The following is a 19753-nucleotide window of genomic DNA, read 5'->3' as shown; positions in this document are numbered from 1 at the left end:
CCGGCATCGGGTCGATGAGTTGACCGGATACCTCGCCAGACAAGGAGTTGCCCCGATGCAGGACATGGATTTCAAGCTCGACCATAAGGCCTGGGTTCTGGTCGCCGATGGGGAAAAGGCCCTGTTCTTCGTGAACAGGGGCAGCCGCACAAGGCCCGATTTTCATGTCGTGCGCGAAATGGAGCAGGACAATCCGCCCACCCGCGAACAGGGCACCGACGCGCCGGGCCGGATGAGCGATCCTGGCCCCAACCAGAGAAGCGCCATGGAGCAGACCGACTGGCATCGGCTGGCCGAGGAGCGGTTCGCCAAGGATGCCGCCGAGTTGCTGTATAAATATGCCCATCAAAACCGCTTCACGGAGATCGTCCTGTGCGCCGCCCCACGCGTACTGGGCGAGTTGCGCAAAGAATTGCACCAGGAGGTCAGTGACCGGGTGATCGGGGAAGTGCCCAAGACACTCACCAACCATCCCGTCGAGCAGATCGAGAAAATCCTCAGCGCGGGTTGATTGGCCGTGCCTGAGAAGGATCAGATCGCCAGTCCGCGTCATCTGGGCGCCGGCGACTGGAAGACGGTGGTGCTGCGGACCTTCAAGACCATGGCGCAGCCCGACACGTCGCTGCGCTGCGCCGGGGTGGCGTTTTTCAGCTTCGTCTCGATCTTCCCGGCGATCGCCATCGTGGTGCTGCTGGTCGGCATCCTCGGCGATCGCGGTTTCCTCATCGACCAGATCGAGCGCCTCTCCGATTTCATGCCCGAGATCGCCCTGACGGTCATCGTCGACCAGCTCGATTCGCTTTTGAACCAGCCGCGTAGCGGCTTGGGCATCGGGCTTGCGGTTTCGGTCGTCGCGGCGCTGTGGAGCGGCTCGCGCGGGGTGGACGCGCTGATCTATGCCGCATCGGCGGCCTATTACGAGCGGCCTCAGCGCAATTTCTTCATTGCGGCGGCGCTGTCCTTCACGGTGACCATCGCTTCGGCGGCCTTCATGATCGTGGCTCTGTCGCTGGTCGCCGCAATTCCCATCATCACCTCGTTCTCGCCCATACCGGGCACCGCGGAACGGCTGGCGCTGCTGCTGCGCTGGCCGGCCTTGATGGCGCTGGCCATCCTCGCCTTCGCGCTCCTCTATCGCTTCACCATCGACCGGCGTTCGGCGCGCATCCGCTGGATCTGGCCTGGTTCGGTACTGGCCTCGCTGTTGTGGATGGGTGTGTGCCTGTTGTTCTCGCTCTATGTGGAGAATTTCGGCGAGTTCGAAGCGAGCTTCGGCTCCCTCGCCGCAGCCGTGGTGCTGCTGTTCTGGCTCTATATCTCGGCCCTGATCTTCGTCCTCGGCGCCGCCTTCAATGCCGAGATCGAATTGCAGACGACCCGCGACACGACGATCGGCCCCGACCGGCCGATGGGCCAGCGCGGCGCCTATGTCGCCGATCACGTGGTCGACTAGGCCTCCAGAACGGCTGCGAACTGTTCCAGCGCGCCGTCGATCTCGTCCCGGGTGATCACCAGGGGCGGAGCAATGCGGATGGTATCGGTGTGGGTATCCTTGGCGAGGATGCCCAAGTCACGCAACGCATAGCAGAATTTCCGCGCGCCGCCGGCTTCGGGATAGAGGTCGATGGCCAGCATCAGCCCCCGGCCCCGGACGCCCTTCACGTGGTTCGAGCGGATCGATCCGAGGCCGTCGAGGAAATAGGGCCCGAGCCGGGCCGCGTTGTCGATCATACCCTCTTCCGAGAGCACCTTGAGGGCCATGCGTGCAACGGCACAGGCCAGAGGATTGCCGCCAAAAGTCGAGCCGTGCTGCCCAGGCTGAAGCACGCCAAGCACATCGGTGTTCGAGAGCACCGCGGAGACGGGATAAAAGCCGCCGGAGAGTGCCTTGCCCAATAGGGTTACATCGGCCTCGATCCCCTCATGCTCTTCGGCCAACAACCGTCCCGTCCGCCCCAGCCCGGTCTGGATTTCGTCGAGTATGAGCATGACGTTGTTTCGGCTGCACAGCTCCCGCACGCGTGTGAAATAGCCGGCGGGCGGGATGATGACTCCCGCCTCGCCCTGGATCGGCTCGACGAGAAAGCCCACGGTGTTGGGGCCGATCGCATGCTCGAAGGCGGCGGCGTCGCCAAAGGGAATGACCTTGAAGCCGGGCGCGAACGGCCCGAAATTGTTGCGTGCCGCGGGGTCCGTGGAAAATCCGACGATGCCCATGGTGCGGCCATGGAAATTGTTGGCGCAGACGATGATCTCGGCGGCGTTCTTCTCGACGCCCTTGACCTCGTAGCCCCATTTGCGCACGGCCTTTATGGCGCTTTCGACCGCCTCGGCGCCGGTGTTCATCGGCAGCACCTTATGCGAACCGGTCAACGCCGCCAGTTCCTCGTAGAAATAGCCAAGCTGATCGTTGCGAAAGGCGCGCGAGGTGAGGGTCAGCTTCCGGGCCTGCGCGATCATCGCCTCGAGGATGCGCGGGTGGCAGTGGCCCTGATTGACGGCGGAATAGGCCGAAAGGCAATCGAGATAACGCTTTCCATCGGTATCATAGACATAAACGCCCTCACCGCGCTCCAGCACCACATCCAATGGCTGGTAATTGTGCGCCCCAAGGGTGGATTCCAGCGCGATGAGATCTTTGGTGGTGGTCATGTGGCTCTCCAAAATCAGGCGGGCTGGGTGGGACGGTCGAAAATGCGGCGGCCGAAGGCGCTCGCGGCCAGTTCCACCATCAGCCGCGCGCTGCGCCCGCGATCATCGAGGAAGGGATTGAGCTCGACGAGATCGAGGCTGATCATGCGCGCGCTGCGATGGATCATCTCCATGGCCAGATGCGCTTCGCGGAAGGTCGCGCCGCCCGGCACGGTGGTCCCCACGCCGGGCGCGGTCTCGGGCTCGATGAAATCGACGTCGAGACTGACATGCAGAAGCGCGTCGTCGCGCTCCACCTCCCCCAGGATGCGCCGCAAAATGGCCCCGATGCCGAATTCGTCGATGGCGGCCATGTCGTTGACATCGGCGCCGCGCGCTTCCAGCAGGTCGACCTCGGCGCGGTCGATGGAGCGGGCACCGACCAGATGAAAGCGGGTGGCAGGCATTTTCGGGCATGCGAGCATGCCGTCGAAACCCGGCTCGCCGCAGAAGAACGCCGCCGGCATGCCGTGCATATTGCCGCTGGTCGAAGTGTGCGGGGTGTTGAAATCCGCATGGGCATCCAGCCAGAGAACATGCAACGCCCTTCTTTGCCGCTCGGCGAAACGGAGCGCGGCGGCAACGCTGCCGAAGGAAAGCGCATGGTCGCCCCCGAGATAGACCGCCGCGCCCTCGGCCAGCGCCGTCTCGCCCAAGTCGGCGAGGGCCGCGGCAAAGCCGGCGACGACCGCCGCGTTATGCGCCGTTCCGGGCAGTGCCAACTCTCCGGCATCGGGGGAGACGTCGCCAAAATCGGTGACGCTATGACCCAGGCTGGCGAGCGCTTCGGCGATGCCGGCGATGCGCAGGGCCTTGGGGCCCATGGAACAGCCCTGCCGGCCCGCCCCTTCCTCGATGGGAACGCCGATAAGGCCTATGGTCCGTGGATTTCCGCGCATGGATTGCCTCCCCAATTCGCCAAGCTTGGACAAGCCCGCCGGCAAGGGAAAGTTGCAATTGTGCTCACAACAGGCATAACTTCAGCCAATCTGATCAGGATGACTGAGCATAATGGCAAATCTCGACGACATCGATCGCAAGATCATCGCCATTCTGCGCGACGACGCCCGGGCGCCGATTGCCAGCATGGCTGCGGCGCTGGGGGTCACTCGTGCGACGATAAAAGCCCGCATCGCCAAGATGGAGGCGGCCGGGACGATCACCGGCTATGCGGTGCGGCTGGGTGCCCCGGGGGAGGGCGCAGGCGTGCGGGCCATCGCGATGATCGAAGTGGAAGGGCGTGGCACCGATCGGGTCGCGCGGCACATGGCGGGCCTTCCCCAGGTCCGATCGCTCCATTCGACGAACGGGAAATGGGACATGGTGGCCGAAATCGAAACGGACACGCTTGCCGAGTTCGACGACGTGCTGCGGGCCATACGCCTGATCGACGGGATCAGCCTCACCGAAACCAGCATCCTCCTGGCCCCGCGCTTGCAGCGCTGATCGGACCGGATGGACGGGCCCCGTGCATCCCCCTACCGATGGCCGCCGATCAGAACGGGATATCGTCGTCCATGCCGCCGGGCTCGAACGCCGGGGCGCTGGAGGGACGCTGACGGTTCTCGACCTGCCGGCTGCCGCCATAGCTCCCCTGATTGCCATAGCTGCCGCTCTCGCCGCTGCCTTCGCCGCGTCCGTCGAGCATGGTCAGGGTCGAGTTGAAGCCCTGCAGGACGATCTCGGTCGTATACTGGTCCTGCCCGTCCTTTTCCCATTTGCGTGTCTGGAGCTGGCCTTCGATATAGACCTTCGACCCCTTGCGCAGATAATTCTGCGCGACCTTGGCCAGCCCTTCGTTGAAGATCACCACGCGGTGCCATTCGGTTCGCTCGCGCTGCTCGCCGGTGTTGCGGTCGCGCCAGCGTTCCGAAGTCGCGATGCGCAGATTGACCACCGGGCTGCCGCTGGGCAGCGAGCGCACCTCGGGGTCGGCGCCCAGATTGCCGATCAGAATGACCTTGTTGACGCTTCCCGACATGATCGTGCCTTCCTGTCTCTCATCCGCCGGATTGCTTCCGGCCAGTCACATTCGAAGTGGCGCACTATAGCGACATCCGGTTCTCAAAGGCATGCCCCTGCCGCGGCTGTTCACAACTTCATGCACCTTCGTGCCCAGCGCCTAGTACTCTCTTTGTTCTCATGCGGACATCGCGATGTTAAGCTTGACGCGCGGCATTTGTTCTTATTATGTTCGCATGAATGGCTGAGTTGCGAATCGTTGCCTTGCGGTCGGCCGTTGGGACGCTTAAGTGAACCGGATGCATTCCACCCCCGTTATAGTGCTGCCTGCCGGCCCCCTTGCCCTGGACTTTTCGATATCATGAGCGACACAGCCAATCCCAATCGCGACATCATCATCCGTGGTGCCAAGGAACACAATCTCAAGAATATCGACGTCCGGCTGCCGCGGGACAAGCTGATCGTGATGACCGGCCTATCCGGGTCGGGCAAATCGTCGCTCGCCTTCGACACCATCTATGCCGAAGGGCAGCGGCGATATGTGGAAAGCCTTTCGGCCTATGCCCGGCAGTTCCTCGAGATGATGCAGAAGCCCGATGTGGAGAGCATCGAAGGCCTCTCGCCGGCCATCTCCATCGAGCAGAAGACCACCTCGCGCAATCCGCGCTCGACGGTGGGCACCGTCACCGAGATCTATGACTATCTGCGCCTGCTGTTCGCACGGGTCGGCATTCCCTATTCGCCGGCCACCGGCCTGCCCATCGAGAGCCAGACGGTGTCGCAGATGGTCGACAAGGTGCTGGCGCTCGAGGAGGGTACGCGGCTTTATCTCCTGGCGCCGATCGTGCGCGGGCGAAAGGGAGAATATCGCAAGGAACTGGCCGAACTGCAGAAAAAGGGCTTCCAGCGCGTCAAGATCGACGGGGAGTTCCACGAGATCGAGGACGCCCCGGCGCTCGACAAGAAGCTGAAGCACGACATCGAGGTGGTGGTCGACCGCCTGGTGGTTCGCGACGATATCGGCAGCCGGCTGGCCGAGAGCTTCGAAACTGCCCTGCGTCTCGCCGATGGCATCGCTTTTGCCGAGTTCGCCGACCAGGCCGACGCGAATGGCCAGCCCAGACGGCTGACCTTTTCGGAGAAATTCGCCTGTCCGGTGTCCGGCTTCACGATCGCCGAGATCGAGCCGCGACTGTTTTCCTTCAACAACCCGTTCGGCGCCTGCCCCGTCTGTTCGGGGCTGGGCACCGAAGCCAAGATCGACCCCATGCTGGTGGTGCCGGACGCCTCGCTCTCGCTGCGCGACGGGGCCGTCCTCCCGTGGTCGAAGACCTCCTCGCCCTATTACATGCAGACGTTGCAGGCCGTTACCCGGCACTTCAAGGCTTCGACCGGCACGGCCTGGCAGGACCTGCCCTTCGAGGTGCAGCATGGGGTGCTGTACGGCACCGACAAGACGCCCATCGAATTCGTCTATGATGACGGGCTGCGCAAATATACCACGCGGAAGCCCTTCGAGGGGGTGATCGGCAATCTCGAGCGGCGCTATCGCGAGACGGAATCCTCGGCGGCCCGCGAAGATATAGAGCGCTATATGTCGGCCGCCCCCTGCCCCGCCTGCGGCGGCTTCCGGCTCAAGCCCGAAGCTCTTGCGGTCAAGATCAACGATTGCCACATCGGCCAGGTCGCCGACCTGTCGATCAGCGCCGCCGCGGAATGGTTCTCGGACCTGCCCAACCATCTGAGCGAAACCCAGATCGCCATCGGCGAGCGGGTGCTCAAGGAGATTCGCGAAAGGCTGACCTTCCTCAACGATGTCGGACTGCAATATCTGTCGCTGTCGCGCAATTCGGGCACGCTGTCGGGCGGCGAAAGCCAGCGGATTCGCCTGGCAAGCCAGATCGGTTCGGGGCTGACGGGAGTGCTGTATGTGCTGGATGAGCCCTCGATCGGCCTGCACCAGCGCGACAATGAGCGGCTGCTGGAAACCCTGCGGCGCCTGCGCGACCTGGGAAACACGGTGATCGTCGTCGAGCATGACGAGGACGCCATCATGACCGCCGATCACGTGCTCGATATCGGCCCGGGCGCTGGGGTGCATGGCGGGCATATCGTCGCCCAGGGCACCGCGCAGGAAATCCTGGAGCATCCGGACAGTCTCACCGGGCAATATCTATCCGGCCGCATGGGCATCGGCGTGCCGGCGGAGCGGCGGCCCGCCAAGAAGGGCCGCCAGATTTCGCTCAAGGGCGCGACGGGCAACAATCTCAAGAATGTTTCGGTCGATATCCCGCTCGGAACCTTCGTCGCCATCACCGGGGTGTCGGGCGGCGGAAAGTCGACGCTTACCGTCGACACGCTCTACCAGGCGATCGCACGGCGGCTGAACGGGGCGCGGGTCAATCCGGCGCCGTATGAAAGCCTTACCGGGCTCGAATTCCTGGACAAGGTGATCGACATCGACCAGAGCCCGATCGGCCGCACGCCTCGCTCCAACCCGGCCACCTATACCGGCGCCTTCACCCATATCCGAGAGTGGTTCGCCAATATGCCGGAATCCAAGGCGCGCGGCTATGGGCCGGGGCGCTTCTCGTTCAACGTCAAGGGCGGTCGGTGCGAGGCCTGCCAGGGCGACGGCGTGATCAAGATCGAGATGCATTTCCTGCCCGACGTCTATGTCACCTGCGACGTCTGCAAGGGCCATCGCTACAACCGCGAAACCCTCGAAGTGCAGTTCAAGGGCAAGTCGATCTCGGACGTGCTGGACATGACGGTTGACGAGGGCGCGGAGTTCTTTTCCGCCGTCCCGGTGATCCGCGACAAGCTGGTGACGCTGCAGCGGGTGGGGCTGGGCTATGTCAAGATCGGGCAGCAGGCGACGACGCTTTCGGGGGGCGAGGCACAGCGCGTCAAGCTCGCCAAGGAATTGTCCAAGCGCGCCACCGGACGGACGCTCTATGTCCTTGACGAGCCGACGACGGGCCTGCATTTCCATGACGTGGCCAAACTGCTCGAAGTGCTGCAGGAACTGGTGGACAGCGGCAATACGGTAATCGTCATCGAGCACAATCTCGAAGTGATCAAGACCGCGGACTGGATCGTCGACCTGGGCCCAGAGGGCGGCGATGGCGGCGGGGAGATCGTGGCGGTCGGTACCCCCGAGCAGGTTGCGGAAAGCTCCCGCTCGCATACGGGCCGTTTCCTCAAAGCTGTGCTGGAGCGTCGCCCCATGCGCATGACCGCCGCGCAATAGCCCCGGCCCATGCAGGGCGCGCATCGGCGTCATGCGTCCCGGCGGATATCCGGCCGTCACGATTCGTGGGTACACTCGAAACGTGCTGACCTCGCATGGAGATTTCCATGTTCATTCGCATTGTCTGGAAGGCTGGCGGCGCCCTGCGGGGCCTGCGGCGGCCCATGAGTCCTCCCCGGCGGCAACTCGACGATCTCGGCATCTGCGTCCGCGATTTCGAGAAGATGACGCGCTCGCTGTTCGACCGGCAGGACTGACCGCCAAGCCATGCACCCGCCGCATAGCCGAGTTGACCAAATCTCTAGTACACAAGTCGAGTTTAAACCCTATATTGGGATCATCAAACGAAAGGAGCAATGACATGGGTATCCGCAAGACTCTCAAGCGTTGGTCGGCCTACCAGCAGACCGTTCGCGAACTCAATTCCCTCGGCTCGCGTGAGCTGAACGACCTCGGAATTACCCGCGGCGACATCGAACGCATCGCCCGCGACCATGCCGCTCAGCTGTAAGCTTCAGCCGGCCTCCGAGATCCAAGCACGAAAAAGGCATCCCTGATCGGATGCCTTTTTTCATTTCGGAACTTGCATGGTGGCCGAATGAGCATATGTGTTAACCGCATATGAATGGTCGAATGAACAGACATGCACATTTTGCAAGGCGGGAATGACCAAACCGCCCCTCCTCCTCGCCGTATCTTGCCTCTATCTGTGAGCGGCAAGACGAAAGGAGAAGAAAGATGGATATTCGCAAGACCTTCAAGCGCTGGTCGGCTTACAAGCAGACCGTGCGGGAGCTGAATGCGCTGGGCAATCGCGAGCTGAACGATCTGGGCATCGCCCGTTCCGACATCGAACGCATCGCCCGCGATCATGCCAGCCTGCTGTAAAGCTCAATCCGCCGCAGAGCTTTAAAGGGCGCCCCTTGCCGGCGCCCTTTTGCTGTTCGGCACGCTGTGACCAAACGCAGCGCGGTGATAAATTGGAAGCTGCGCGGTTTTCGTCTATAGCGGTCGCTCACGCGACATTTGAGCAGGAACGACCATGGCGGTGGTGCATGTCATCGGAGGCGGATTGGCGGGGTCGGAAGCGGCCTGGCAGGCGGCGGAGGCCGGCGTGGACGTGGTGCTCCACGAAATGCGCCCGGTTCGTCCCACCGACGCGCACCATACCGATGGGTTTGCCGAACTCGTCTGCTCCAACAGCTTCCGCTCCGACGACCACGAGCATAACGCCGTGGGGCTGCTGCATGAGGAGATGCGCCGCGCGGGGGGGCTGATCATGGCCTGTGCCGACAAGCACGCCTTGCCGGCGGGGGGCGCGCTGGCCGTCGACCGGGACGCGTTCTCGCAAGCCGTGACCGAAGCCATCGAGGGCCATCCGCGTATCACCATCGCGCGCGAGGAAGTTTCCGGGCTCCCGCCGGCCGAGTGGGAGCACGTCATCGTCGCAACCGGCCCTCTCACATCCCCGGCCCTCGCTTCGGCGCTGCAGCATCTGACGGGCGAAGACTCTCTCGCTTTTTTCGACGCCATCGCGCCGATCATCCAATATGACAGCATCGACATGGACGTGGTCTGGGCCCAGTCGCGCTACGACAAGCCCGGGCCGGCCGGAACGGGGGCGGATTATCTCAACTGTCCCCTGACCGAAGAGCAGTATAACCGTTTCATCGATGCCCTGCTTTCGGCGCCGCTGCACGAGTTCAAGGATTGGGAGATGGTACCGTATTTCGATGGGTGCCTGCCCATCGAGGTGATGGCCGAACGCGGCCGGGAAACCCTGCGCTACGGCCCGATGAAGCCGATCGGCCTTACCAATCCGCGCGACCCTGAAACCAAGCCCTATGCCGTGGTGCAGTTGCGGCAGGATAATGCCCTGGGCACGCTGTGGAACATGGTCGGCTTCCAGACCAAGATGCGCTATGGTGTGCAGACGGAAATCTTCCGCATGATCCCGGGACTGGAGAATGCCCAGTTTGCCCGGCTGGGTGGCCTGCACCGCAACACCTTCCTCAACTCCCCCAAACTCCTGCGGCCCGACCTCCGGCTCAAGGCCGATCCGCGCCTGCGGTTCGCCGGACAGGTGACCGGCGTCGAGGGCTATGTGGAGAGCGCGGCGATGGGACTGATCTGCGGCCGGTTGACCGCCGCCGAAGCGAAGGGCGAGCACCCTTCCCTGCCGCCTGCCACGACCGCTTTCGGGGCCCTGATCGCCCATATCACTGGCGGCCATCTTGAGGCCGAGGCCTATTCCGGGGCGCGGAGCTTCCAGCCGATGAACGTCAATTTCGGCCTGTTTCCACCGGTCGAGATCAAGAAACCCGAGGATTTGAAGGGGCGCTGGCGGGGGCCGGACAAAGCGAAGGCCAAGAAAAAGGCCATTACGGCGCGGGCGCTGGCCGATCTCGAGGCCTGGTTGCAATAGACCGTCAGCCGTTGCGCAGGGTCCAAAGCATGACGCCCCAGAGGCGCCGCATCGGCGAAAGAGCCGGCGGCTGCACAAAAGCGCCACGCCGCAGCGCGGGGCTCAGCGCCTTGATGTCCTGCCCCACGAGGGCGATGCTGGCGAAGCCGGGCCGCCAGGGCCTGGGCAGGTTTGCGATCGCATCGCGCGCCCGCTGCTGGTGATCGAGGGCAAGTTCGCCGACCTGCAGCAACGCCGCCCTCAGTTCCGCCGAGTCGGCGCCGGCATGGATGTCGGCTTCCCGCACGCCATGAGCGGTGAAGATCGCAAGGGGCAAAAAGAGCTGCCCCCGCGCCGCATTATAGGCAAAGGCGCGCAGATGCCCGGTCAGGGCCTGGGCGACGCCCAGATGACCAGCCGCGTCGGCAGCCTCGACGGCCGGGCCATTGGCCAGGATCATGGTGGCATATTGGTAGAGAACCGAGACGGTCTCGCCGGCATAGCCCTCGAACTGGGCCAGATCCGGCATGGGGTCGTGATAAAGGTCGAAGCGCCGGGCGGCCAGGAGCCGCAACAGGGGACCGGCCGGGAGTTGCAACCGATCGAGGGTCTGCAGCAGCGCGTCAGCAACGGGATTTTGCGCGATGGCGCCATGGCCCTCCTGCCCTTCGATGGCATCGTGCCACCATTGCAGGCGGATTTCGCCCGGCCCGGGCTCCGAGACGCGCTCGCGAATGGTCGCCACCTCCGCCGCGAAGGCGAAGATCGCCTGCACGTAGCGCCGCCGGTCCGGCGTGATGACCAGGCTGGCCGTGTAGCGGTCGCGGTCGAGCTCCCGCAGCCGGGCGGCGGCGAGCGTAAAGCTGTCGCTCATCTAGCGTGCCTTTTCGACGGCGAGGGCGGCGAGGGCAATCGCCCGCTTTTCGGCGAAGAGTACGTTATAGGTGCGCACGGCACTGCCGGTGGACACGGCTTCGACGATCACGCCCTGTTCCCGCAAGGCGGTGCGAATCTCGGACGGAATGGGCACGATATCGGGCCCGGTTCCGACGAGGAGCACATCGATATCACGCGCCTGGTCGATGACGCGCGCGAGGGTCGACAAGGTGATCTCCGCGGCCGCCGACACATCCCAGGCATACATGCCCGTGGGCAGCGCGATCAGAGAGCCGCGATGGGACATTTCGGCGAAGCGAAAACCGCCATCGCCATAGGCATCGATGGCGGCCTGGTAGGGGTAATGACCCTGTCCCGCTTCCCAATCCATGCCTATGACCACCTTCTCATGCAAACCCCGATCAGGGGGTTAGCCCCTATCAAACAGCCGCACCATCCGCCCGGCGCTCAGGCTTGGGCTTGTCGCTTTCGACTTCGGAGCGGGTCTTGACGCCGAGATAGAGCAGCAGCGGCGCGGAGACGAAGATCGACGAATAGGTGCCGACCAGAACGCCCCAGGCCATGGCGATGGTGAAGTCGCGGATGACCTCGCCGCCGAAAAAGACCAGCGCGAGCAGCGCCAGCGCCGATGTGCCGCCGGTGAGGATGGTCCGCGCCAAGGTCTGGTTCAGCGACATGTTGATGATGTCGGCCAGCGATACCCGTTTGTATTTGACGAGGTTCTCGCGAATGCGGTCGTAGATCACCACCGTATCGTTGAGCGAATAGCCGATCACCGTGAGGATGGCCGCGATACTGGTCAGGTTGAACTCGAGATTGAGCACCGCGAACAACCCCAGGGTCATCACGGCATCATGAATGATAGCCGCCATGGCGCCGAGCCCGAACTGCCACTCGAAACGCAGCCAGATATAGATGACGATGCCGATCACCGCGACGATGATGCCGATGGTGCCGCTGATGGCCAGTTCGCCCGAAACCGTGCCGCTGACCGCCTCGGTGCGGCGCACTTCGTAGTCCTCCGCCACGGCGTCCATCACCTGTGTCACCGCGACCTGCTGCTCGGAATCCCCGCCTTCCTGGATGCCGATGCGCACCAGGACGTCCTGGGGCGAACCGAATTCCTGCACCTGCACCTCGCCCAGCCCGAGCGCGTTCAGGCGCTCGCGCAGGTTTCCGATATCGGCGTCGCCTTCGCGCGCCTGCAATTCGATCGCCGTGCCGCCGGTAAAATCGATACCGAGATTGAGCCCACTGATGAAGGGTGCGGCGATGGCGCCGATGGTGAGCAGCGCACTGATGACCAGGGCCGGAATGCGCCAGCTCATGAAGGGAATCTTGGGCTCGAGCGGCAGGAGCTTTTCCAGGACGTTGACGCGCAGCGTCTTGGGACGGCGGAGGCGGAACCAGCCTTCGACCAGAATCTGGGTCACCGTGTAGGCGGTAAACATGGTGGTCACCACGCCGATGGCGAGGGTCACGGCGAAGCCCTGTACCGGGCCGGAGCCGAGGAAGAACAGGACGCCGGCGGCGATCAGGGTGGTGATATTGGCGTCCACCACCGTCAGCATGGCACGCTGGAAACCCAGGCTGATCGACTGCGCCGCCGATCGCCCGGCGGCGAACTCCTCGCGTATTCGTTCGAAGATGATCACGTTTGAGTCGACCGCAACGCCGATGGTGAGCACGATGCCGGCAATGCCGGGCAAGGTGAGCGTCGCCCCGAGGATCGAGAGGACGGCCAGCATCATCACGATATTGATCAATAGCGCTATGTTGGCGAACAGCCCGAACGTGCCATAGGCGGCGAACATGAAGATGATGACGCCCACCGTGGCAATGACGCCGGCGGTGATGCCCGAGGTGATGGAATCCGCGCCAAGGCTCGGCCCCACCGTGCGCTCCTCGACCACGTCGAGGGTCGCCGGCAAGGCACCGGCCCGCAGCAGCACCGCCAGGTCGCTGGCGGATTCGGCGCTGAAATTGCCCGAAATCTGACCGGTGCCGCCGGTGATCGGCTGCTGGATGGTCGGGGCGGTGATCACCTGGTTGTCGAGAACGATGGCGAAGCGCCGGCCGACATTGCCCGAGGTGATCTCACCGAAGGCGAGCGCGCCCTGGGTGTTGAAGCGGAAGGTCACCACCGGACGGCCGTTCTGGTCGAAGGAAGGCTGGGCGTCGACGAGCTGCTCGCCGCCCAGGGCCACGTCCTCATACAGCAATTCATCGAATCCATCGGCACTCGGCACGATGATGGTGCCCGTGGGCAGGCCTTGCGCCTGTGCCTGGGGGGCGGTCATCGTGGGATAGACCAGATGGAAGGTCAGGCGCGCCGTCTGGCTGATCAGGTCCTTCAAGCGCTCCGAATCGCCGAAGCCGGGCACCTGCACCAGAATGCGGCTGTCGCCCTGGCGCTGAATGATCGGTTCGGTGGTGCCCACCTCGTCGATACGCGACCGGATGACTTCGAGCGACTGGGCGACCAGCGACGACATGCGGCTGGAAATCGCGTCATCGGTCAAGGTGATACGAACGCGGCCGCCGGTTGTGGTGATCGTGGTCTCGGGGACGGCGGCGGTCTGGAAGAGGCCCGCATCGAGCGAACGTGCGAGCGGCGCCAGCACATCGCGCGCCTGCTGCAACTGGCTTGGATCGGTAAGTTCGACATCAAGCGCGGTGCCGTTGGTGGCAATGATGCTGCCGATGCCGGCATCGATCAAAAGCGCGCGCGCCTCGCGGCGGATGTCGCCCAGCCGCCCTTCGACGATATCCTCGCGGTTGACCTGCAGCAGAAGGTGAGAGCCCCCCTGCAGGTCGAGGCCCAGCACCAGTTCCTGCTTGGGAAGTATGTCCGGCCATCCGGCGACCGTATCATCGTCGAGAAAGTTCGGGAGCACCGCGACGATGCTGACCAGCGTCACGAGAATGACGGCGATTGTCCGGAAAGACGGAAACTTCATTTATGCTGTCCTTGATGCCAATAGCGCCGGGCCGCATGGGGTCCGGGCGCTATTGCGATTAGCGAGCGGGGCGCGTGGTCCCGCTATATCGACCGCGAGAACGACTATTTGTTGTCGTTCACCGGTTCGGTCTTGGTGCGGACATCGGCAATCATCGTCCGCACGACCTTGATCTTGACGCCCTGCGCGATCTCGACTTCCAGATCCTCGCCTTCGACCGCCTTGGTGACCTTGCCCACGACGCCGCCATTGGTGACGATGGTATCGCCCCGCTTGACCGAAGCCAGCATGGCCTGGTGCGCCTTCATCCGCTTCTGCTGGGGACGGAAGATCAGGAACCAGAAGATCACGATCAGCAATATGATCGGAATAAAGCTGGAAATGAAATCCATCCCGGACGGCGCTGCGCCAGTCTGGGCATAGGCAGGGGTTACGAACATTAAGTCACTCCAAATAGCGGTCTGCTTGTCAAAGCAGGGCGGGTTGCCCATAAGGGGGCGCCTGCTCAATACGGACGGTCCCGCCGCCCGATAAATCGCGCGGACTATACAAGCGAGCCCTCACAAACGCAAAGCCTATCAGGCGCCTTCGAGGATCATTCTACCGTGGAAAATTCAGACCAGCTTCTCCGCATGACAACCGCCCTCGAAAGCATCGCCAAGGCTCTTGATCGCCTGTCAGGAACCGAGCCCCACCCTCTCGATCTCGAAGACGGAATCAACGCCTATCTCTGGGATGGCGAGCGCAAGATCCTGCTGCCGGTTCCCCATGTCAATCGCGTGCCGCTCGACCTCCTCGAGGGGGTGGCGCATCTGCGCGACATCCTTCTCGACAATACGCTGGCCTTCGCCCGCGGCCATGGCGCCAACAATGCTCTGCTCTGGGGGGCGCGGGGCATGGGCAAGAGCTCCATGGTCAAGGCGGTTCATGCCCATATCGAAGCCCTCGCCGATCCCGGGATCGGCCGGCTTGTCCTGATCGAGATCGCGCGCGAGGATATCGCCACCCTCCCCGCGCTGCTCAGATTCGTCGTGGCACGGCCAGAACGCTTCATCATCTATTGCGACGACCTGAGCTTCGACAGGGACGAAACCAGCTACAAGGCGCTCAAATCGGTGCTGGATGGAGGCCTTGAGGGCCGGCCGGGCAATACGGTCTTCTATGCCACCTCGAACCGCCGGCATCTGATGCCGCGCGACATGATCGACAATGAGCGCTCGAGCGCCATCAATCCCGGCGAGGCGGTAGAAGAAAAGGTCTCGCTATCGGATCGCTTCGGGCTTTGGCTTGGCTTCCACAATTGCGACCAGGACACATATCTCGCCATGGTGCGCAATTATGTCCGGCACTACGGGATCGCGATTTCCGAAGAGGAGTTGCGCGCTCGCGCCATCGAGTGGGCCGCGACGCGCGGATCGCGCTCCGGCCGGGTCGCCATCCAGTTCGTGCGCCAACTGGCCGGCGAGCACGGCAAGGCAATCGACTAGAAAGAAGGAGGCCGACCCTTTCGGATCGGCCTCAAATTCGCAAGCATCAACCGGCGAGAAGCGGCATGGGATCGACCGGGGTCGCCCCGCGCCGCAGTTCGAAATGAAGCTGCGGACGGTTGACCGATCCGGTCATCCCCACGGTGCCGATGCTGTCGCCCCTGGCCACTGTCGCGCCTTTGCTGACACTGATGTTGGCCAAATGGGCATAGGCCGAGACATAGCCGTTGTCGTGCTTGATGAGGATCAGATTGCCGTAGCCCTCGACGGCATTGCCCACATAGATCACTTCGCCGTTCTCCGCGGCCCGTACCGCCGTGCCTTCGGGCGATTCGATGTTGATACCGGTTCCGCGCGAGGCGGCGAAATCGGTGATCACGCGGCCGGAGAGCGGCCAGCGAAACTTGTCGCCCGAGCTCGCCGCCGCAGGCTGGGTCGCAGCAGGAGCGGACTGGCTGGGAAGGGACGCGACCTGCGTCGGCTCCTGGCTCGGAGCCTGTGCCTGGGGGGCCGGAACTGCGGCAGGGGTTGCGGTCGTCGCCGGGGTTCCCGACGGCGTGGTCAGCGTCTGGTTGGAATTGGCGGAAGCGACCTGCTGGGGCTGCTGGCTGCGCTGGGCGAGAAGGTCGGGCCGGCCGGGGATGACCAGCGACTGGCCGACGACGATCCTGTCGGGTGCAGAAATATTGTTGGCTGCGATGATATCGGTGGCCGAGACGTCATAGCGGCGGGCGATCGTATAGAGCGATTCACCCGAAGCGATGGTGTGGGTATAGGTATCACCCTGCACCACGCCCAGCTGCGGCGCCGAACTCGTCGCGGGCTGGGTGAGCGGGGGAGACGCAGTAGTCGCGATGGCGGTTTGTGCAGGCATGGCTTGGGTACTCGTTACTGAAGACGACTGCAAAGCGGGAAGATCTTGAGAGATGACGGCGGTCTGCATGCCAGCCGGGCTCGCCGTGGTCCTGTCGATGATCGCGGGCTGGTTGGACGCGGCAAACATTCCGCCGCCGCCGACATTGGCCGGCGGCAGAAACGCGGGCATCGCCTGCCCCACCACGGCCCCACCCGAACGCGCCGTCGAATTGGTGACCGTCGGGTCGCTGCCGAACGATCCCATGGAAGAGCAACCTGCCAGAACCAGCGCTGCCACACCGATGGACAGTGCAGAGGCCGTGCCGCGCAGTTTGGGACCAGTGATACGCAAGGTCATGGGAATGCCTGTCAACTCATCTACTCGATGCAAGCAGAGTAAACTTGTTAAGGTAAAGACGACCTTAAAGTAGCGAATTATAGCGTGCGGGATCGGCCTGGGGAGAGCGGGGCAAGCCGAACCTGGCCGACCTCGGTTTCGATGAAGGTGTCGTCCTCGCGCTCGACACGCAGGATGATTTGCCGCTCGGCGGGCGCTCCCACGGCGAGAACCGCGACGCCGCCATCGGTCAGCTGATCGAACAGATCGCCCGGCATTTCAGGCACGGAGCCGGTGAGCAATATGCGATCGAAGGGGGCCTGCTGTTCGAGGCCGTTGAGCCCGTCATCGTGCAGGCCGACGATGTTGGTGAAGCCGCATTGCTGCCAGCGCGACAGGGCCAGGCCGGCCAGCGTGCGATATTTTTCGATCGAGAACACCCGGCGCGCCATGCGCGAGAGCAGCGCCGCCGAATAGCCGGAGCCCGACCCCACCTCCATGACCTTGTTCACACCCTGCGGCGCGAGATGAACCAGCATCTGGGCAAGGATGGTGGGCGAAGTGATCGATTGCCCGCATTCGATGGGCAGCGATGATTCGCGATAGGCATATTCGGCATAGGCCTCGGGCACGAAATTTTCGTGCGGGACCTCCTCGAAGGCACGCAGGATATCGGGGTCGGTCACGCCGACCTGCCGAAGGTTGAGGATCAGCCCGGCTCGCGCTTCCCAGTAAGCGGTCACGCCCGAGCCGTCCTCAGTCATCTGCCCTCGGGCCTCTCAAATGGCAATCTCCCTCCCAAGCGCCGCACGAAGTCCATATCCGTCTGCTGCAGCAGCAAAGGCGTTACCGTAATCGCGTTGTCTTCATGCAGAATATGGAAATCGGCGCTTTCGTCCAGCGGTTTGGGCGTTTGCAGGATGGTGACGAAATGCTTGCCGGCATTGTCGCTCGGATAGAGCTCGAAAGGCGAATGGGCGAATCGCTGATGGGGAACCACCCGGATGCCGGTCACATCCGCCGGATCGGCGATGGGAAAGTTGACGTTGAAATAGGTATCCTCACCGCTGAAAGCGTCGACGATCGCCGCAACCACGTCGGCCCCGTAGCGGCTGGCGCAGGCCCAGTCGATTTCGTCGCGTCCATGGTCGTAATCCATGGCCTGGCTCAGCGCGATGCCGACCGCGCCGTGCAGGGCCCCTTCCCGCGCCCCGGCCGCCGTGCCCGAACAATGCATGATGTCGCCCAGATTCTGTCCGCGATTGACGCCGGAGAGGACGATATCGGGTTTGCGGTCCTTGAGCACATGGGTCACGCCGGCGACTACGCAATCGGCCGGCGTTCCATCGAGGGCGAAGACGCGCTCGCCGCGTTCCTCCAGGGCGATCTCATAGCCCAGGGTGAAGCGATGGCCCGTTCCGCTCTGATTGGCGGCCGGCGCCACCACCCAGACATCGTCGGAAAGCTGACGGGCGATCTCGACAAGGACAGCCAGCCCCGGCGCGTCGACGCCATCGTCATTGGTCAGCAGGATGCGCGGCTTTGCCTTCATCCGCCAATCTTTTCGATGGCGCCCATATAAGGTTGCAGCGCGGCGGGAATGGAAATCGACCCATCCTCGTTCTGGTAATTTTCCATGACGGCGATCAGGGCGCGCCCCACGGCGACGCCCGAGCCATTCAGCGTGTGCACATATTGCGGCTTGCCATTGGCATCGCGATAGCGCGCATCCATGCGGCGGGCCTGGAAGTCGCCGCAGACCGAAACCGAGGAAATCTCGCGATAGGTGTTCTGGCCCGGCAGCCAGGCCTCGATGTCATAGGTGCGCCGCGCGCCAAAGCCCATATCGCCGGTGCATAGCTGCATGACGCGGTAGTGGATGCCAAGGCGTTTGAGAACCTCCTCGGCGCAGGCCAGCATGCGTTCATGCTCCGCGTCCGACTGGTCGGGCGTGGTGATCGACACCATCTCAACCTTGTTGAACTGGTGCTGGCGCAGCATGCCGCGCGTGTCCCGGCCGGCCGATCCGGCTTCGGAGCGGAAGCACGGGGTGAGCGCGGCAAAGCGCAGCGGCAACTCGTCCTGGGTGAGAAGCGCTTCCCGCACCAGATTGGTCAGGGGAACCTCGGCGGTGGGGATCAGCGCCAGCCGGCCCTCGCCATGCGGGGTAAAGAAGAAATCCCCATCGAATTTGGGAAGCTGGCTGGTGCCGTACATCGCCTCGTCGCGGACGAGATAGGGCGGGACGACCTCGGTATAGCCATGCTCGTTGACGTGAAGATCGAGCATGAATTGCCCGATCGCCCGCTCGAGCCGGGCGATCTGCCCCTTCAGCACCACGAAGCGGCTGCCGGACAGCTTCGCCGCCGTCTCGAAATCCATGCCGCCCATGGCTTCGCCGAGTTCGTAATGCTCCTTGGGCGCGAAAGCGAGGTTGGGCTTGGCCGGGCGCGTCTCGGCCGATTCGCCGGTCCGGAAATACGGCACATTGCCGGTTTCGTCCTCGCCGACCGGAACGCCTTGGGCGGGCAGGTTCGGGATCACCGACAAGGCGGCGCGAAGGTCCTCGGTGAGCTGGCGCTCGCGCGCTTCGAGCTGGCCCAGGGTTTCCTTGAGCCCGGCCACTTCCGCCATCAGCTCCTGCGCCCTGGCCTCATCCTTCTGGGCCTTGGCCTGTCCGATGAGCTTGGACGCGCCATTGCGCTTTTCCTGCGCGGCGTTCATCTCTGCCACGACCGAGCGCCGGTCGTCGTCAAGGGCGATCAGGGAGGCGGCCAGGGGCTCCGCGCCGCGCGTTGCGAGCGCTGCATCGAACGCCTCGGGATTGGCACTGATCCACTTGATGTCGAACATGATTGGCTGGTCCGCTAGAATTGGGTTTGGGCAGACGTGCCTAGCCGAGCGGCG

General features: G+C 63.6%; 20 protein-coding genes. 9 read left to right on the top strand and 11 right to left on the bottom strand.

What is annotated here, in order from left to right:
* Positions 1-55: 55 nt before the first annotated feature.
* Both DVH29_RS07630 and DVH29_RS07625 read left to right on the top strand, forming a co-directional pair.
* Positions 56-511, top strand: coding sequence for a host attachment family protein (locus DVH29_RS07630; RefSeq protein WP_114645570.1), 456 nt, complete (start codon positions 56-58; stop codon positions 509-511).
* 6 nt (positions 512-517) lie between these two features.
* Positions 518-1453, top strand: a complete 936-nt coding sequence (locus DVH29_RS07625; protein ID WP_147276033.1) for a YihY/virulence factor BrkB family protein — start codon at positions 518-520, stop codon at positions 1451-1453.
* On the opposite strand, the gene rocD is transcribed toward DVH29_RS07625, so the two are convergent.
* Positions 1450-2652: an ornithine--oxo-acid transaminase gene (gene rocD, locus DVH29_RS07620; RefSeq protein WP_114645593.1), complete on the bottom strand. Its 1203-nt coding sequence runs from the start codon at positions 2650-2652 to the stop codon at positions 1450-1452. The two genes, DVH29_RS07625 and rocD, sit on opposite strands and share 4 nt — an antisense overlap.
* 14 nt (positions 2653-2666) lie before the next feature.
* Positions 2667-3590 (bottom strand): arginase, encoded by a 924-nt coding sequence (gene rocF, locus DVH29_RS07615; protein ID WP_114645592.1) that lies wholly within the window; start codon positions 3588-3590, stop codon positions 2667-2669.
* A gap of 112 nt (positions 3591-3702) precedes the next feature.
* On the opposite strand from rocF, the gene DVH29_RS07610 reads away from it, so the two are divergent.
* Positions 3703-4137 (top strand): Lrp/AsnC family transcriptional regulator, encoded by a 435-nt coding sequence (locus DVH29_RS07610; protein ID WP_114645568.1) that lies wholly within the window; start codon positions 3703-3705, stop codon positions 4135-4137.
* A 49-nt stretch (positions 4138-4186) separates the two neighbouring features.
* Here the strand turns inward: DVH29_RS07610 and ssb are convergent, their stop codons facing one another.
* Positions 4187-4672, bottom strand: coding sequence for a single-stranded DNA-binding protein (gene ssb, locus DVH29_RS07605; protein ID WP_114645567.1), 486 nt, complete (start codon positions 4670-4672; stop codon positions 4187-4189).
* A 342-nt stretch (positions 4673-5014) separates the two neighbouring features.
* Here ssb and uvrA point away from each other — a divergent pair, with 342 nt between their 5' ends.
* The 5 genes from uvrA to trmFO all read left to right on the top strand — a co-directional run bounded on the left by uvrA (position 5015) and on the right by trmFO (position 10331).
* Positions 5015-7906 (top strand): excinuclease ABC subunit UvrA, encoded by a 2892-nt coding sequence (uvrA, locus tag DVH29_RS07600; RefSeq protein WP_114645566.1) that lies wholly within the window; start codon positions 5015-5017, stop codon positions 7904-7906.
* A gap of 107 nt (positions 7907-8013) precedes the next feature.
* Positions 8014-8163, top strand: coding sequence for a hypothetical protein (locus DVH29_RS16375; protein ID WP_158541603.1), 150 nt, complete (start codon positions 8014-8016; stop codon positions 8161-8163).
* Between the two features lie 104 nt (positions 8164-8267).
* Positions 8268-8417: a DUF1127 domain-containing protein gene (locus DVH29_RS07595; RefSeq protein ID WP_114645565.1), complete on the top strand. Its 150-nt coding sequence runs from the start codon at positions 8268-8270 to the stop codon at positions 8415-8417.
* A 227-nt stretch (positions 8418-8644) separates the two neighbouring features.
* The gene (locus DVH29_RS07590) at positions 8645-8794 is read left to right on the top strand and encodes a DUF1127 domain-containing protein (RefSeq protein WP_114645564.1); all 150 of its coding nucleotides are present in this window, start codon (positions 8645-8647) and stop codon (positions 8792-8794) included.
* Positions 8795-8948: 154 nt separating this feature from the next.
* Positions 8949-10331, top strand: a complete 1383-nt coding sequence (gene trmFO / locus DVH29_RS07585; protein WP_114645563.1) for a methylenetetrahydrofolate--tRNA-(uracil(54)-C(5))-methyltransferase (FADH(2)-oxidizing) TrmFO — start codon at positions 8949-8951, stop codon at positions 10329-10331.
* Between the two features lie 4 nt (positions 10332-10335).
* Here the strand turns inward: trmFO and DVH29_RS07580 are convergent, their stop codons facing one another.
* The 4 genes from DVH29_RS07580 to yajC form a co-directional block, all read right to left on the bottom strand.
* Positions 10336-11184, bottom strand: a complete 849-nt coding sequence (locus DVH29_RS07580) for a phytoene/squalene synthase family protein (RefSeq protein WP_114645562.1) — start codon at positions 11182-11184, stop codon at positions 10336-10338.
* Entirely contained in the window at positions 11185-11577 is a 393-nt protein-coding gene (locus tag DVH29_RS07575) for an Mth938-like domain-containing protein (protein ID WP_114645561.1), read from the bottom strand.
* A gap of 49 nt (positions 11578-11626) precedes the next feature.
* Entirely contained in the window at positions 11627-14167 is a 2541-nt protein-coding gene (gene secD, locus DVH29_RS07570; RefSeq protein ID WP_114645560.1) for a protein translocase subunit SecD, read from the bottom strand.
* Between the two features lie 104 nt (positions 14168-14271).
* Positions 14272-14607, bottom strand: coding sequence for a preprotein translocase subunit YajC (gene yajC / locus DVH29_RS07565; RefSeq protein WP_114645559.1), 336 nt, complete (start codon positions 14605-14607; stop codon positions 14272-14274).
* A 192-nt stretch (positions 14608-14799) separates the two neighbouring features.
* On the opposite strand from yajC, the gene DVH29_RS07560 reads away from it, so the two are divergent.
* Positions 14800-15654, top strand: a complete 855-nt coding sequence (locus tag DVH29_RS07560) for an ATP-binding protein (RefSeq protein ID WP_114645558.1) — start codon at positions 14800-14802, stop codon at positions 15652-15654.
* Between the two features lie 46 nt (positions 15655-15700).
* Here DVH29_RS07560 and DVH29_RS07555 read toward each other — a convergent pair whose 3' ends face one another.
* The 4 genes from DVH29_RS07555 to serS all read right to left on the bottom strand — a co-directional run bounded on the left by DVH29_RS07555 (position 15701) and on the right by serS (position 19699).
* Positions 15701-16867, bottom strand: a complete 1167-nt coding sequence (locus tag DVH29_RS07555; protein ID WP_114645557.1) for a peptidoglycan DD-metalloendopeptidase family protein — start codon at positions 16865-16867, stop codon at positions 15701-15703.
* Positions 16868-16944: 77 nt separating this feature from the next.
* Positions 16945-17610 carry a protein-L-isoaspartate(D-aspartate) O-methyltransferase gene (locus tag DVH29_RS07550; protein ID WP_114645556.1) on the bottom strand — a complete coding sequence of 222 codons (666 nt, stop codon included), beginning with the start codon at positions 17608-17610 and terminating at the stop codon, positions 16945-16947.
* On the bottom strand, positions 17607-18398 hold the full coding sequence (gene surE, locus DVH29_RS07545) for a 5'/3'-nucleotidase SurE (protein ID WP_114645555.1): 792 nt from the start codon (positions 18396-18398) through the stop codon (positions 17607-17609). The genes DVH29_RS07550 and surE overlap by 4 nt, the downstream gene beginning before the upstream one ends.
* Positions 18395-19699 (bottom strand): serine--tRNA ligase, encoded by a 1305-nt coding sequence (gene serS, locus DVH29_RS07540; RefSeq protein ID WP_114645554.1) that lies wholly within the window; start codon positions 19697-19699, stop codon positions 18395-18397. Before serS ends, surE begins: the two co-directional genes overlap by 4 nt.
* Positions 19700-19753 lie beyond the last annotated feature (54 nt).

It is taken from the genome of Pelagibacterium lacus (genome assembly GCF_003345525.1).
In the GTDB taxonomy this organism is placed as follows: Bacteria; Pseudomonadota; Alphaproteobacteria; order Rhizobiales; family Devosiaceae; genus Pelagibacterium; species Pelagibacterium lacus.
The sequence above is the reverse complement of the archived record's forward strand: the minus strand, read 5'-3'. Positions and strand labels throughout refer to the sequence as shown.